This window comes from Lacisediminihabitans sp. FW035 (genome assembly GCF_054880895.1).
The window spans coordinates 1,611,562-1,626,171 of sequence record NZ_CM142187.1; the positions used below are offsets into that span (position 1 = coordinate 1,611,562).

At 63.6% G+C, this 14,610-nt stretch carries 15 protein-coding genes and 1 tRNA gene; 10 read left to right on the top strand and 6 right to left on the bottom strand.

Annotated elements, in window-relative coordinates; translation table 11 throughout:
- Positions 1-3: 3 nt before the first annotated feature.
- On the bottom strand, positions 4-2,730 hold the full coding sequence (gene aceE / locus ACVXZ4_RS07795; RefSeq protein WP_461797660.1) for a pyruvate dehydrogenase (acetyl-transferring), homodimeric type: 2,727 nt from the start codon (positions 2,728-2,730) through the stop codon (positions 4-6).
- Between the two features lie 143 nt (positions 2,731-2,873).
- On the opposite strand from aceE, the gene ACVXZ4_RS07800 reads away from it, so the two are divergent.
- Both ACVXZ4_RS07800 and ACVXZ4_RS07805 read left to right on the top strand, forming a co-directional pair.
- Positions 2,874-3,770: an aldose 1-epimerase family protein gene (locus ACVXZ4_RS07800; RefSeq protein WP_461797661.1), complete on the top strand. Its 897-nt coding sequence runs from the start codon at positions 2,874-2,876 to the stop codon at positions 3,768-3,770.
- An 84-nt stretch (positions 3,771-3,854) separates the two neighbouring features.
- The gene (locus ACVXZ4_RS07805) at positions 3,855-4,328 is read left to right on the top strand and encodes a peroxiredoxin (protein ID WP_461797662.1); all 474 of its coding nucleotides are present in this window, start codon (positions 3,855-3,857) and stop codon (positions 4,326-4,328) included.
- On the opposite strand, the gene ACVXZ4_RS07810 is transcribed toward ACVXZ4_RS07805, so the two are convergent.
- Positions 4,325-4,795 carry a DUF1003 domain-containing protein gene (locus ACVXZ4_RS07810; RefSeq protein ID WP_461797663.1) on the bottom strand — a complete coding sequence of 157 codons (471 nt, stop codon included), beginning with the start codon at positions 4,793-4,795 and terminating at the stop codon, positions 4,325-4,327. The two genes, ACVXZ4_RS07805 and ACVXZ4_RS07810, sit on opposite strands and share 4 nt — an antisense overlap.
- 92 nt (positions 4,796-4,887) lie before the next feature.
- Between ACVXZ4_RS07810 and ACVXZ4_RS07815 the strand changes: the two genes are divergently transcribed.
- Positions 4,888-4,960: transfer RNA gene (locus tag ACVXZ4_RS07815), tRNA-Val, on the top strand.
- A gap of 415 nt (positions 4,961-5,375) precedes the next feature.
- On the opposite strand, the gene ACVXZ4_RS07820 is transcribed toward ACVXZ4_RS07815, so the two are convergent.
- A complete protein-coding gene (locus tag ACVXZ4_RS07820) occupies positions 5,376-5,906 on the bottom strand; it encodes a MarR family winged helix-turn-helix transcriptional regulator (RefSeq protein WP_461797664.1) in 531 nt (176 codons plus the stop codon).
- Between ACVXZ4_RS07820 and ACVXZ4_RS07825 the strand changes: the two genes are divergently transcribed.
- From ACVXZ4_RS07825 to ACVXZ4_RS07855, 7 genes are all read left to right on the top strand, one after another.
- On the top strand, positions 5,856-6,992 hold the full coding sequence (locus tag ACVXZ4_RS07825; RefSeq protein WP_461797665.1) for an ATP-binding cassette domain-containing protein: 1,137 nt from the start codon (positions 5,856-5,858) through the stop codon (positions 6,990-6,992). The genes ACVXZ4_RS07820 and ACVXZ4_RS07825 overlap by 51 nt on opposite strands.
- Positions 6,989-7,816, top strand: a complete 828-nt coding sequence (locus ACVXZ4_RS07830) for an ABC transporter permease (protein WP_461797666.1) — start codon at positions 6,989-6,991, stop codon at positions 7,814-7,816. The genes ACVXZ4_RS07825 and ACVXZ4_RS07830 overlap by 4 nt, the downstream gene beginning before the upstream one ends.
- A 19-nt stretch (positions 7,817-7,835) precedes the next feature.
- Complete coding sequence (locus ACVXZ4_RS07835; RefSeq protein ID WP_461797667.1) at positions 7,836-8,288, top strand: DUF6069 family protein; 453 nt, start codon at positions 7,836-7,838, stop codon at positions 8,286-8,288.
- A gap of 447 nt (positions 8,289-8,735) precedes the next feature.
- Positions 8,736-9,155 (top strand): hypothetical protein, encoded by a 420-nt coding sequence (locus ACVXZ4_RS07840; RefSeq protein WP_461797668.1) that lies wholly within the window; start codon positions 8,736-8,738, stop codon positions 9,153-9,155.
- Between the two features lie 252 nt (positions 9,156-9,407).
- A complete protein-coding gene (locus ACVXZ4_RS07845) occupies positions 9,408-9,929 on the top strand; it encodes an RDD family protein (protein WP_461797669.1) in 522 nt (173 codons plus the stop codon).
- 96 nt (positions 9,930-10,025) lie between these two features.
- The gene (locus tag ACVXZ4_RS07850; RefSeq protein ID WP_461797670.1) at positions 10,026-10,673 is read left to right on the top strand and encodes a class I SAM-dependent methyltransferase; all 648 of its coding nucleotides are present in this window, start codon (positions 10,026-10,028) and stop codon (positions 10,671-10,673) included.
- Positions 10,674-10,779: 106 nt separating this feature from the next.
- Complete coding sequence (locus tag ACVXZ4_RS07855; RefSeq protein ID WP_461797671.1) at positions 10,780-11,436, top strand: histidine phosphatase family protein; 657 nt, start codon at positions 10,780-10,782, stop codon at positions 11,434-11,436.
- Positions 11,437-11,636: 200 nt separating this feature from the next.
- On the opposite strand, the gene ACVXZ4_RS07860 is transcribed toward ACVXZ4_RS07855, so the two are convergent.
- The 3 genes from ACVXZ4_RS07860 to ACVXZ4_RS07870 form a co-directional block, all read right to left on the bottom strand.
- Complete coding sequence (locus ACVXZ4_RS07860) at positions 11,637-12,059, bottom strand: Ltp family lipoprotein (protein ID WP_461797672.1); 423 nt, start codon at positions 12,057-12,059, stop codon at positions 11,637-11,639.
- Between the two features lie 253 nt (positions 12,060-12,312).
- Positions 12,313-12,447, bottom strand: coding sequence for a hypothetical protein (locus ACVXZ4_RS07865; RefSeq protein ID WP_461797673.1), 135 nt, complete (start codon positions 12,445-12,447; stop codon positions 12,313-12,315).
- A 90-nt stretch (positions 12,448-12,537) separates the two neighbouring features.
- Positions 12,538-14,577 carry a DUF262 domain-containing protein gene (locus tag ACVXZ4_RS07870; protein ID WP_461797674.1) on the bottom strand — a complete coding sequence of 680 codons (2,040 nt, stop codon included), beginning with the start codon at positions 14,575-14,577 and terminating at the stop codon, positions 12,538-12,540.
- Positions 14,578-14,610 lie beyond the last annotated feature (33 nt).

The following is a 14,610-nucleotide window of genomic DNA, read 5'->3' on the forward strand; positions in this document are numbered from 1 at the left end:
GGGCTAGCTCTCGCCGCCCGCCGTACCCGTCGTGCCGGCGGTCACGTCGTGCAGGCGGTACCGCTCGATGGCCTGCTGCGGGATGCCCGGGTGCAGCTTGCCTTGGGCGACGAGCGACTCGAGGGTGCGCACGACCAGCGACGGGCCGTCGATCTTGAAGAATCGACGCGCCGCGGCCCGGGTGTCCGAGAAGCCGAAGTCGTCGGCTCCCAGCGTGGCGAAGTCCCCGGGCACGAATGCACGGATCTGGTCAGGCACGGCGTGCATGAAGTCGGTGACCGCGACGAACGGACCCTCGGCTCCCGCGAGTTTCTGGGTGACATAGGGCACCCGCTTCTCGAAGTTGGGATTGAGGAAGTTCTGCTCCGTCGCAGCGAGGCCGTCGCGACGCAGTTCGGTCCAGGACGTCACGGACCAGACATCCGCCGACACGCCCCAATCCTCGGCCAGCAACTGCTGGGCCTCGAGGGCCCACGGCACTGCGACGCCGGAGGCGAGCAACTGCGCCTTCGGCCCCTGCACCGAGCTCGTGTTCAGCCGGTAGATGCCCCGGAGCAGGCCGTCGACGTCGAGGTCTTCCGGCTCGGCGGGTTGCACGATCGGCTCGTTGTACACCGTGAGGTAGTACATGACGTTCGGGTGCGGATGAGTGCCCCCGTACATGCGATCCAGCCCGTCCTTGACGATGTGGCCGAGTTCGTAGCCGTAGGCCGCGTCGTAGGAGACGACGGCCGGGTTGGTCGACGCGAGCAGGATGGAGTGACCGTCCGCGTGCTGGAGTCCCTCGCCCGTGAGCGTGGTGCGTCCTGCCGTCGCGCCGACGATGAACCCTCGGGCCATCTGGTCGCCGGCAGCCCACATGGCGTCGCCGGTGCGCTGGAACCCAAACATCGAGTAGAAGACGTAGACCGGGATCAGCGGCTCTCCGTGGGTCGCGTAAGAGGTACCCGCCGCGGTGAAGGCCGCGAAGCCTCCGGCCTCGTTGATACCCACGTGCACGATCTGACCCTGCGGGCTCTCCTTGTAAGCGAGCAGCTGCTCGCGATCGACAGAGGTGTACTGCTGGCCGCTCGGGTTGTAGATCTTCGCCGTGGGGAAGTACGCGTCCATTCCAAAGGTGCGCGCTTCATCCGGGATGATTGGCACGATCCGGTGCCCGAAGTCCTTCGACTTGAGCAGGTCCTTGAGCAGGCGTGCGAACGCCATGGTGGTGGCGATCTCCTGCTTGCCGGAGCTCTTGCGCGCGATCGCGTAGGCCGACTCGTCCGGAAGGGAGATGGGTACGTGTCGGGTGCGTCGCTCGGGCAGGTATCCGCCGAGGGCCGCACGACGCTCGCGGATGTACTGGATCGCCTCGTCGTCCTCGCCCGGGTGGTAGTAGGGCGGGAGGTAGGGGTTCTCCTCGAGCACGGCGTCAGTGATGGGGATGCGCATCACGTCGCGGAACTGCTTGAGGTTGTCGAGCGTGAGCTTCTTCATCTGGTGGGTCGCGTTGCGCCCCTCGAAGGACGGGCCGAGGCCGTAGCCTTTCACCGTCTTGGTGAGGATCACGGTGGGCTGGCCCTTGTGCTCGGATGCCGCCTTGAAGGCCGCGTACACCTTGCGGTAGTCGTGTCCGCCGCGCTTGAGACCCCAGATCTTGTCGTCGGAGTAGTCCTTGACCATCTCGAGGGTTCGCGGGTCGCGGCCGAAGAAGTTCTCGCGCACGTAGGCGCCGTTCTCCGCCTTGTAGGTCTGGTAGTCGCCATCCGGGGTGCGATTCATCAGGTCGCGGAGCGCGCCATCCGAGTCGCGGGCGAGCAGTTCATCCCACTCACGCCCCCAGACCACCTTGATGACGTTCCAGCCGGCACCGCGGAAGAAACTCTCGAGCTCCTGGATGATCTTGCCGTTGCCGCGCACCGGTCCATCGAGGCGCTGCAGGTTGCAGTTGATCACGAAGTTGAGGTTGTCGAGGCCGTCGTTTGCCGCGAGCTGGAGGGCCCCACGGCTCTCGACCTCATCCATCTCGCCGTCGCCGAGGAATGCCCAGACCTGTTGGTCGGAGGCGTCCTTGATGCCGCGGTTGGTGAGGTACTTGTTCGACTGCGCCTGGTAGATCGCATTGATCGGACCGAGTCCCATCGACACCGTGGGGAACTGCCAGAAGTCCGGCATGAGGCGCGGATGCGGGTACGACGAGAGTCCGCCGCCCTGGTGCGATTTCTCCTGGCGGAACCCATCGAGCTGGTCGGTCGAGAGGCGCCCCTCGAGGAACGCCCTCGCGTACATACCGGGGGAGGCGTGGCCCTGGTAGAAGACCTGGTCGCCGCCGCCGACGTGATCATGGCCGCGGAAGAAGTGGTTGCTGCCGACCTCGTAGAGGGTCGCGGAGCCGGCGTAGGTGGAGATGTGGCCACCGACGGAGATGCCGGGGCGCTGGGCGCGGTGCACCATGATTGCGGCATTCCAGCGCAGCCAGGCGCGGTACCGGCGCTCGAGGTCTTCGTCGCCCGGGAATTCGGGCTCGTTCTCGGGAGCGATCGTGTTGAGGTAGTCGGTGGTCGGAACCATCGGCACTCCGAGGTGGAGCTCCTTCGACCGCTTCAACAGGCTGAGGATGATCTCCCGCCCACGCTCGTGGCCCTGCGCTGCCACCAGCGCATCGAGGGACTCCTGCCATTCCGCAGTTTCCTCAGGGTCCTGGTCGGTGTGATTCACCGAGTAGGGGTCCTGGTCGTTTACCGTCAACGTCGACCTCGCATCGTTTCAATGGACAATCCGTGCCCCGCGCGGTGACGATCGGGTTGCGACAGTCGCCGGGATGAAGGGCCTCATCGAGTCTAGTTCTCGCAGCCGGTGCGACTCGCGCACGGTGCGGTAGCGTCTGCTCCATGGCGATCGTCGAGCTCGGTAATCACACTCTCACAGTCCGCATCGACTCGAAGGGTGCAGAGCTGGCCGGCCTCGAGCTCGTCGGCGCCGAGCCAGATGCGACCGGGCATCCGGGTCAACAGCTGCTCTGGCAGGGCGGGGCCGCCTGGGGCCGACGTGCCCCGGTGCTCTTCCCCATAATCGGACGGATGCCCGGGGACATTCTCGTTCACGATTCGGTCGCCTATCCCATCTTCCAGCATGGGTTCGCGCGCGATCTCGAGTTCGCGGTCGATCGCATCAGCGACACCGAGGTCGCCTTCACCCTCGAGCACTCGGCGCAGACTCTCATCCACTTCCCGTTCGCCTTCCGTCTCGAGGTGCGGTTCGAGCTGGTGGATGCCACGGTACGGGTCATCCAGACCGTCTCGAATCTCGCCACGGAGCCGTTTTCCGCGTCCCTCGGCGCTCACCCCGGCTTCGCGTGGCCCCTGCCGGGGGCATCGGGGCGCACGGAGCACAGCATCGAGTTCGACCTGCCGGAGACCGCTCCGATCCGCCGCATCGCGAACGGGCTGCTCAAGGCCGAGCGCTTCTCGAACCCGATAGTGGGCAGCACCCTGTCGCTCGACGAGTCGATCTTCGCGGCGGACGCGGTGATCTTCGACAGTCTGTCCAGTCGGTCCGTGCGGTATTCGGCGCCCGGCGCACCCAGCATCACGGTGTCTTTCCCGGACTTCCCCATCCTCGGGGTGTGGTCAAAGGCCCCGGGGGAGTTCGTCTGCATCGAGCCCTGGTTCGGCATGACGGCCGCCGAGGGCTTCTCCGGTGAATACAGCGAGAAGCCGCACCAGTTCGTGCTTCAGCCGCATGGGAGCCGCGAGTTCACTTACAGCGTCTCTGTCGCGAGGCCCTGACCGTAGGTGTGTACCGGTCGCGGGCGTATGCTTGCAAATCGTGTTTACCGGATGTTCACATCTTCCGGAGGATAGGAACTGCACATGGCACTGGAAAACGACACCCAGGCACCCGATTTCGAGCTCGCCAACCAATTCGGCGAGCACATCAGACTGAGTGACTTCCGGCACAAGAAGCCGGTCGCCCTCGTCTTCTTCCCGCTCGCCTTCTCGAGCACCTGCACGAGCGAGCTCTGTGAGTTGCGCGACAATCTCGCTCTGTTCAGCGACAAGAGCATCGAACTGCTCGGTGTCTCGGTCGACTCCAAAGCCACTCTGCGGGCCTTCGCCGAGGCCGAGGGATACGACTTCAACCTCCTCGCCGATTTCTGGCCTCACGGAGCGGTGGCCAAGGAGTACGGCGTCTTCCTCCCCGAAAAGGGCTTCGCCAATCGCGCGAGCTTCCTCATCGACGTGAACGGCATCATCCGCGCCAGTTTCGTCACGGCACCCGGAGAGGCGCGTTCGATCGCGGCCTATCGCGATGCGCTTGCCGAGCTCACCCCGGTGACCGTTTAGAAGTTCTTCCCTTCCGGGTCGAGCCGTCGCAGGATCTCTCGCAGCTCGGCGATCATCTCGAGTTGGCGGTTGTTGATCTCCAGCACGGCGTCGATGTCGGTCTTGGCCGCGAGGTTCGTCTGATAGTCGTGCTGGGAGAGGGCCGCGGCGATGGCATCCTGGCGCTTCGCCGCGATCAGCAGGATCGCCCCCTGCAAGCCCGCGAGCATGCTCAGGAAGAGATTCAGCAGGATGAAGGGATAGGGGTCCCACCCTTTCGTCACTGAATTCAGGATCGCCCAGACGATCATGAACGCGACGAAGCCGCCCACGAACTTCCAGCTGCCCATGCCGTTGCGCATTATGTCGGCCGCACGCTCGCCGCGCGTGAGGTGGGCACGATGATCCTCGTGCCAGTCTCGGATGGGGCTCGGGTGCTTTGGACGCCCGGTAGTGGCTTCGGGATGCGGGCGTGTCGACTTCGTCATGGTGCGAGTGTAAGTCGCCGTTCGACGCACGGCCGGTGCGGATGCCTGTACGCTATTGATTCGTCGCAGCCGCCCTCGCGGGCGCGCGCTGCGGGCCTTTAGCTCAGTTGGTAGAGCGCCACGTTTACACCGTGGATGTCATCGGTTCGAGCCCGGTAGGGCCCACTTCGCACAGTGCTATTCAGCTAGATTTTCGCGTAGGTCACTTGGGCGCACTCGCCCGAGAAGTGCGCACCGTGTTGATCTGGTGTTGGGGGACCAGTGCATCGCTCCAGACCGTCGCCAGAGTGCAGTACGAAACCAGTCGCGCCACGTCCGCTGAGGCGTCGGCTTGTGAACGCCCTCCCCGCGCCCGAGTGGATGCGGCTTCACGTTCGGTTTGGTCTCTGAGGGCGTATCCGATGCCATTCGGGGGCGACGGATGTTTGTGACGACTATCGCGGCCCTGATCTGGCCGGAAGAGCACTCGTCCGTCTCCAATGCCTTCGACCTGATCGGCTGCGGGCGTGGGCCTTCATAGGCAACCAGCGGGATGGGCATGTCGGTGACGCCGCAAGCCTGGCGGCGCCAATTGCGCTCGTCAGCTCTTAATGCCGTGCTCGGGCAGCTGGGGATTACTCCCGCCGTCCGCACGCAGGGAATCTGTGACCTCCGTCAGAAACCGAGCTATGAGTTCTCGTTCCCCCGGTGTGTAGCTCTTTGTAATCCGATCCACGTCGCCCATTGAAGGTCCGATCGCGCCGATAATCGCGGCGATCGCCGATTGAGTCGGCGCAACTTGCACGCGTCTGCCGTCCGACAAGTCCCGTCGCCTTTCGACATGCCCGAAGCGCTGAAGCCGATCGATGAGTTCAGTGGTGGTGGGCACGGCGAGACCGATTCGCGTCGAGAGTTCGACGGTGCCGAGCTCGCCTCGCCCCTCCAGAATGTGCACCATCGCTAGGTATTCCTGCGGTTTCAGGTCTAGTTGGGCGGCGATGTGGCGATCGCTGGCTCGGAACGCATCTTTCAGAGCCACAAGCGCGAAGGCAAGCGGATCCGGGGCCAGAGGTAATCGGTGGTGGTCGGGCCCGATATTCGCGCCGCTCGGCGCCCCGATTTCATCGGCCATCCCGCCATCATACTTGACAACTCATTCGGATTCCGACATATTAATTCAATTCGGTTTCCGAATCATCCAAGGGAGAAAGTCGTGACCGGTGCATCACAGAGAGACAACATGATCACGGCCGACGAGGTGACCAAGATCTATCGGCTCGGCCGTGGCCGTACCGTGACGGCGCTTGACCGCCTCAGTATCGCGGTCGCGCGAGGTGAGGTGAGAGCCCTCCTCGGCCCGAACGGCGCTGGCAAGTCCACCGCCGTGCAGGTCTTCACCACTCTCACGGTTCCTACCTCCGGTCGTGCCACAATCGCCGGCCTCGACGTCGTCGCCCAGCCTGGGGCGGTGCGCGAACTCATCGGAGCATCCGGTCAGTCGGCCGCGGTGGATGATCGGCTGACCGGTCTCGAAAACCTTCGCCTGATCGCGAGCCTCAGCCGCCGCACAACCAAGAAACCGCTCGAACGGGCAATGGAATTGATCGAACGCTTCGACCTTGTCGATGCGAAGGATCGATCAGTGAAGGAATACTCGGGCGGAATGCGACGCCGAGTGGACATTGCCGGGGCGATGCTTGCCGAACCTCAGGTGTTGTTCCTCGATGAACCCACCACCGGCCTCGACCCCCGCAGCCGTCAAGGCGTGTGGGAGCTGATCGCCGAGCTGGCCGCACGGGGCACCACAGTAGTACTCACCACTCAGTACCTAGAGGAGGCCGATCGCCTCGCCGACTCGATCTCGGTTATCGACAGTGGTCGTGTAATTGCTGAGGGCACCGCCGATGAGCTGAAAAACTCGGTCGGTCTCCAGCGAGCCGAACTCACGCTCGAAGACGCCACAGATCGCGAAGCCGCAGTCTCCGTTGCGCGCCGGGTGGTTGGAGATGAAGCGTCCATCGGCGGCGGCGACGCTCGAGAGCTGTCCGTGCCCATCGGGCAAGGAACTCGCACCCTGTCGGGGCTTTTGCTGGAGTTCGAGTCCGCGGGCATCGAACTCACCGACGCGGGCATCCGCCGCCCCACCCTCGATGACGTGTTTTTCCAGTTGACCGGCACCACAAACCTCGACCGCGACCAGAGTGAGGATTCACAGTGAGCACGATCCCCTGGACCCCCCTTCCGCGCAATGACCGGCGCGTGTCTGCTCACAGCCGGGCGATCGTCTGGCGCAACCTCATTCGCGTTCGACGCGAACCCAGCATCGTCGCGTTCACGCTGATTCAGCCTGTGATCTTTGTGCTGCTGTTCACATTCGTCTACTCAGGGGTCATCGCCATCCCCGGCGTCAGCTACACCGACTTCATCATGGCGGGCATCTTCGCCCAGACCATCGTGTTCGGCGCGACCATCACCGCATCATCCATGGCGCAGGACACCCAAAGCGGCTTTATCTCGCGGCTCCGCACTCTGCCGATCAACGGCGCCACGGTTCTTGTGGGACGCACCGGTGCCGATTTCGTCGTCTCCGTGCTGTCGATAGCTGTGATGATCTCTGCAGGGCTGGCAGTGGGGTGGCGCCCTCGCGGCGAGGCGGTTGGAACCATCGGCGCAGTCGCTCTGCTGCTGCTCTTTGCGTACGCGATGTCGTGGTTGATGATTCTCCTCGGCCTCAAGGTGCGCAATCCGGAAGCAATAACCAGCGCATCACTCTTGCTGCTGTTCCCGCTCACGTGCGTCTCCGAGGCGTTCGTACCGGCCAGCACGCTACCCCAGCCGCTGCGCACAATCGCGGAATGGAATCCGATCTCGGCGCTCGTCTACGCCACCCGCGAACTCTTCGGCAACCTGCCGGCCGCCACCTCTGAGGAGACCTGGCTGCAGGCCAACGCAATCGGGATCGTTCTCGTCGCGTCCCTGACAATCCTCGCCATCTTCGTGCCGCTGAGCATCCGCGCGTTTTCCCGCCTCAGAGTCAACTAGACAAAGGACCTTCCTAGTCATGATTGAGCAATCCCCATCCACCCGCACCGTCTTAGTGCGCAGTGCCATCGCCATTGTCATTGCCTTGACGCTCAACGCGATCGTCGCCATCGCCCTGAGCACACTCGTCTCCGCGCCTTCCAGCTTTCTTGCCCTCACCCCCGGACCAGTGGTGTTTCTCACCGCCCTCGGGATGATCGCAGGAACCGTGGTCTATCTGATTGTGAAGCGCCTCAGCAGTCGCCCCAACCTCTGGTTCGCATGGATCGCGTCAGCTGTTGCACTGCTCAGCCTCGGGTTGCCAATTGCTCTGGCCATCGATCCGAGCGCGGCGCCGGAGCGGCTCGGGGAGGCGACCGCGGCCGCGGCGCTCGCGCTCATCCCACTTCACCTCATCCCCGCGGCGTCGCTGATAGCCGCACTGTTAGCGCGCCCCGGACGGCGAGCAATTGAATCGAAGGAGCGACTGTGAAACCTGTACGTGGATCGATCGAACGCGTGGGAAGATCGCTTCACCCGCTAGCGAAAATGGGGCAGCATTTCAAGGATTACGCTGCGGTGGAAGTTCTGGACATGCGGAATGTAAGAAGCATTCTGTCTCCCGCCGCGGCACAGGAGCTGATCGCAGGCTACTCACCCGCCGACGTGTCCCCGTCTTAGACGTTCTTCGCGATGGACAACGTCGTACCGCTTTTGTCGTTCGGATCCTTTGCACTTCTGTGGGCATTACTCCTGACCAGAAGTCGCCGGGCGATCAGCGCGCGTCTGCTGCGCAGTCGGTTCCTCGTGATCCCGGGCGGGATGTCTTCGACATCACCCCTCAACAGTCGCTTGCCAGGCGGCGCCACTGATTGAGACGACTGATTTGTGCGGTCCAATGGATGAGGGAAGGTCAGAAGCTTGCCCTAGATTGATTTTTGTGATTTCAGCAACCGGAGCCGATGCGCCGCTCATCGCTGTCGATCCGCAGCCTCCCACCGCCCACAAGTACAGACGAGCCGCCTGGGTGATCTTCCTAACGGCAGGAGCGTGCTTCGCCGCCACCATTCTTCTTTACATCGCGATTAGCCAGTTCGACTACCACCAGTTTTTTGTCCCCGGGCGTGTGCTCGTCAGCACCGCTCTCTGGTTCCTGCCCTCTCTGACTATCTTCCTGGCCGTGCTCGCCGCGAATGCAGGTGCGTGGAGCATAATCCTTCCTGGACTGGCTCATCTCGGCCGAGCCCCACGGCTCGTCTCGACCGCTGCGTTCGTGGTTTCGTTCACGATACTTTCGCCCATCGTCGTTGCCACGCTCATGCTGGCAGCTTTTTACCCGTTGGCCAGGCTCTGGTACTAGAAAGGTCGCTGGCTGAAGAATCACTCGGCGAACCTGCAGTCAGGCGGCCGGAGCCGACATTCACGTCGATAAGCTCTGGGGCGTCACACTCACAGTCGCGCTTCCGACACGTTCGCGACGTGCATCGCACCACGTGGCGCTCAAAGACCCCCGCAGCACTGCCTCGATCTCGGCGATCGTTGAGTGGGTCTGTCGCAGGTGGGGTCCGCGTTGCGGGACGCCGGAGCTACATCCGCCGATAGGGTCTCGAGTATGCATCGGTACCCATGGAACCGCTTACTTGCCTGGCTGATCGACTGGCTGTGCATCCTCGGCTGGGTCGCCCTCATCGCCGCAATCGGGATTCCGCTCTACCTCGCCGGGACTACCCGAGGATTCACGTTCGCCGCTGAGAACATCATCGCCGTCGTCGTTCTTGTCGTCCCCGTGACCCTCATTCTCGCCGGGCTGGAATCGTCTGCGCGGGCGGCATCAATCGGAAAACGCGTTCGTCACCTCGTCGTCGTTGACCTGCGCACAGGGCAGCGTGTCTCGTATAGACGGGCCCTCGTCCGCAACACGATCAAGATAGCTCTCCCGTGGACGATCGGGCACCTGGCCGTGTTCGATATCGTCGAATCGACTACGACGGGCCCGACACCCCTATCGGTGTGGGTACTCACGGCGTTCGCCTACGCACTGCCGCTCGCGTACGTCGCGTCGCTATTTTTGGGCACGGGACGAACACCGTACGACCGGATAGCCGGCACAAGTGTCATCCCGGCGGCCCACTAACCGTTCCTCGGTGAACCGCCTCGAGCCCGACGATGGTTGCGTCGATCTGTCTCGTTCGAGGGCCGCCGCGCGGGCGTGTCCGATATCGTCGTGTCAGTGGACGAAGAACTTCGCGAGCATACTCGAGCGGCCTACGATGCGGTCGCTTCCGACTACGCGACGATCATTCCCGACACAGGCTTCGAGGCGCCGCTTGACCTGGCGATGGTCAATGAATTCGTGAACAAGGTTGCCAAGCGTCCCGGTTCGAGGATCTTAGACGCGGGATGCGGGGCCGGCCGGATGGTGACATACCTCCAGTCTCAATCCCCGTCCCTCGATGTAGTCGGGATTGACCTGTCGGTGGAGATGATCGCGCTCGCCCAGTCTGCGCACCCGGACGCCGAGTTCCGTCAGGCAGATTTTTCGGACACTCAATTTCCGGAACGTGAGTTCGACGGCATTCTTGCCTGGTACTCGATCATCCACACCGAGCCCGATCAGCTCGCCGAGATCGTTGCGGAATTCGCCCGAATCCTCCGACCTGAGGGGCTAGTCCTGCTGGGCTACCAGGCCGGTACCGGAGAACGCCAGCTGAACAGGCCGTACGGACACGACGTCGAGCTGCGGGCATTCCTGCACCAAACCGACGACGTCATCGCGACTCTCATCGACGGCGGATTCAACCTCATCGCGAAGCTGGATCGTGCCCCGCGAACGTCAGAGCGACACGCCCAGGGTTTTGTACTCGCCCGGTGCCAGTAGCTGTCTCGGTGACCGTCCTGTTTGCGGACGGTCTCAACTGACCGCTGTTCTGCACACTGTTTCAATCGCTCGGACATGTGCGGCCTATCGCGATTACGGTTAGAGGGTGCTCATAAATGATCCGCTGCCCGAACGCCCCGCCCCCGACAACCCTTCGGGGAAGTTGGTTTTGTTGCGCCATGGGGAGACAGAGTGGTCCAAAGAAGGACGCCACACAGGACTCACGGATGTTCCGCTCACTGCTCGAGGTGAGGAGCTTGCCCGCGGCGCAGGTCGGTTGGTCGCTGGCTACGATTTCTCACTGGTTCTGAGTTCGCCTTTGCAGCGCGCGCGGCGCACTGCAGAACTGGCGGGCCTGCATGCCGAGATCGATCCGCTCCTGGTGGAATGGGACTACGGCGGATACGAAGGGCGTACCTCGCGCGACATCCGTAGCGAGCTCGGCTACAACTGGAGCGCTTTCACCCACGGCGTGATTCGTGGGCGGACGCCCGGCGAGACAGTGGAAGAGGTCGCGGCGCGCGCCTCGCGCGTGCTTACCCGAGTGCTGCCGGCGATGGCGGAGGGAGATGTCGCACTGATCGCGCACGGCCATTTTCTGCGCATCCTGACCGCCGTGTTTCTGCGGATAGCCCCACGTTTCGCGGCCCAGATCACTCTGGATGCGGGATCAGTGTCCGTGCTCAGTTTCTACCGCGAGCAGCCGGCCATCCTGTCTTGGAACTACGGACACGAGCTCCCCATGGTCCCCTCGGAGTCCTGAGCTCATCATATGGTGGGCTATCCGGTAAACGTGTGTCGACGTAGATCGTCACCCCGTAGGAGCCAATTACAATTGGTGCGGCTCGTGAAACGTCGATTCGGCCGCGACCGGACCGGATTCCGGGACAGAATGCGGTACGGAGTCGGCCGAGACCACGAAAGCCCTGCGTGTAGGCGAGGCTTTCGTGCTCGGAGGATGAGTTAGCCGTTCAGGTTCGCGATCGCGTAGTCAGCTTCCGCCGCAGTGAATTTTTCCCCGTACGGGCTCACGAACTGCTCCCGAATCGCTGCCAAGAACATCGACATGGACTGCCGGTAAGTCTTCGCCTTCTCGAGTGCGTTGGCCCCAGAGTCCGCTTGGAGGGTGTGTACGGCGTATTGGGCTGCCTCCAGCGCAAACTGGTCCCTGTATTCGGCAGTCACGTGATCATAGATTCCGGCCTTGCTCATGCGCGACACTTCCGAGGACGTACCGGTAACTGCCATTCCCTTCGACTGCTGCTTTCGCAGAGCCAGGATTCCGAAGACGACCGCGATGATCCCGACGAGGGCACCGAACACAGGGACCAGCCCGAAAAGAAGTTCTCCGATGCCGACCAGCAGCGCAGCAAACCCGAGTGCCATCGGCTTGCTCGGGCCCGGCCCTTGCGGCAGTGGCGTCGTGCTGATGCTTGGGGCAAGAGTCACATAGGGCGGCGGCTGAATAGCGGGGTTGGGCTCGTGCGGCGGGGTGGCAGGTTGTTCGGGTGTGGTTATGGGATCACTCTGTCAGAGACGGAGGATATTTCGGTTTCGCGAAAGTCTGGAGTCAATATAAGAACGACCAGTCCAGCGATGCCTTTCTGGCTGCGAGCGTAAGTGCGAGTACCGTCACCACCTAGTGGTGCCACACCAGCGTGTGCCCCGTCGCCGCGAAATCCTCGTAGCCCGTGAGCTTGCCGGTCATGGTGGATGACCAGACGAATCCGCGTGACTCGTAGAACGTGCGTGTACCGTCGTCGACTTCGAGCATTTCGAGTTCACAGGCGATCGTCGGCCTGGGCGAACGCCTCGACCATGTGGCCCCGGCCGGCGGTTCCGTGCCGCGACGTCGAAGAAGTCCCTACATCGCATCCCCGATATAGGAGTACTTGACGAATACCTCGGCGGCGAGCCCGGATTCATCGAGAACTCCCTGCACGGCGGTAAGCATGTACTTCGAGTCCCAGCCCATGTAGAGGAAGTTCGATTCGTCGAGGGCGTCCCACTGGCCGTCCCACGATTGGGCGTCGAAGATCGGGCCGCTTCGACGCGCGCTGAACGCGACCACGTCAGAGTGGGCATCCGCCCAGAGGCGCTTGAAGACGCGGTTGAACAGGGACTTGACGTCGTAGACCTCCCAGTGTTCCCCGCGGTATTCCACATACTCGAACTCCCGTTGCCAGCCGCGCGGCCAGCCCCGCCGCCGCTGCGCGTCGAGAATCGGTGTGAGGCCGTCGTCGTCGATCCCGGTCGTCTCCGTGCGCGCCCAGATCGCGAGGAAGTCGACCGTGAGCCGTGCCGTTCGTTCGCTGATGGCCGCGGTGCCCCAGGCCTCGGCGTCGGAAAGCTCCCGGGTCAGCTGCATCCCGCTGCGCGCATACAGCGCGCGCTTGTCAGGGAAGGATGCGTCGAGCGCGCGCTCAGCGAGCGGGCTCTCGAGCAGGGCGAGGTTGCCGAGCGTCCGGGCGAGGGCGCGGTGACTGTTTTGCTCGTCGTCGGTGTAGTCGGCCCACGCGCGTGCTCCGTCGCCGCTCCACGAATCGGCCGGCGCCAGAGGGAAGATGTGCTCGACATCGTATTCGGGCGATCCGTCGACGCCCGCGAGCCGTGCGAGAACGTAAGCGGCATGGGGAAGATCGCCGTATTTGAGCGCGACGCGCACGCGCGCGTCCGAGGGCATGATCCGCGCGATCGCGCGAGAAAGGGCGTCCGCCCCCGCGTCTCGCGCCCGGCAGAGGCGTCCGACCAGGCGCTCGTTGTCAAGCCCCACGATGGTGCGGCGCAGGAGCAGCGACTGCACCTGCTCGAGGGTCTCGACGAGGGCGGCTTCCTGTCCGGGGCTGTTCGCCTGGTCCCGGTAGGCGCGCATCACGAGCGGATACATCCCGCGACCGAAGGTGTTGGTGAGCGCGAGTTGGCGCGCGACCTCCGGGTCAGGCGCGCGGTCCGGTTCGAGAAGCACCCGGTAGATCTCCGAATACTCCCGCCATTCCGCGGCCTGTTCGCGAAGGGTCTCGAGATCGAGGCGGGGGAAACGCAGGCGGAAGGCGTCGTAGACGCCGCGCCCACCGGTGGTCTCCACCTCGCGGCCCGTCGTCATCACCAGGTAGTGCCGCCAGAATCCGGCGATGGTCTCCCCGGTGTTCTGTTCGATCGGCACCCAATAGGAGTCCTCGATCTCGCTCTGCTCGGCGTGCGAGAGTCCCATGAGCACGTAGTTGTGGATCAGCTCGTGGTCCCGCAGGGGCTCGCCGGTCGAGTTGAGGCTCTCGAAGATCTGCTGGGCGTTCGCATCCGTACCGAGCGTGATGGCGACGTGCTCCAGTCGCTGCAGCCCCGTCCAGATGCGCACGACCTCCGACGACGGCACCTGGCTGCGGAAGAAGGCGTAGTTGTCGTCGAAGCGCGAATCCCGAGCCTCGGCATCCGTCACCCGACGGTCGAGCACGACACTCTCGAAGGTCTCGGCCCAGGCGCGGTGGGGCCTGAGTTTGGTGCGGGCGGGGTCGGAGTGACGCACCAGCACCTTTTCGAGATCCTCGGCGAGGTGCGGGTCGGCGGCGAGAACGGGGTCATGCAACACGGCGTGGTGCAGAGCGGCGACCAGCAGCATGAGCGTGGTGATGCGCTGCTGGCCATCAATGAGCACGAGCTCGGATGCGGCCCGCGCGGAATCGGAGGACGGTTCGGTGCTCACCGACGACAGGATCGACCCGATGAAGTGCATGTGGCGCTCGTCCGAATCGGCGACTGCGCGGATGTCGCCGAGCAACTGCTCGCAGGCGCCGATATCCCACCGGTACTGGCGCTGATAGACAGGCACCACGATCGTCGTATCCGCGGCGGACAGCCACCGAATCGTGTTGACAGCGGTCGCGTCGATATTCGTGGCAGTTCCCATGATTGACTCCAGCCTATTCGGACCCCGGCGTGG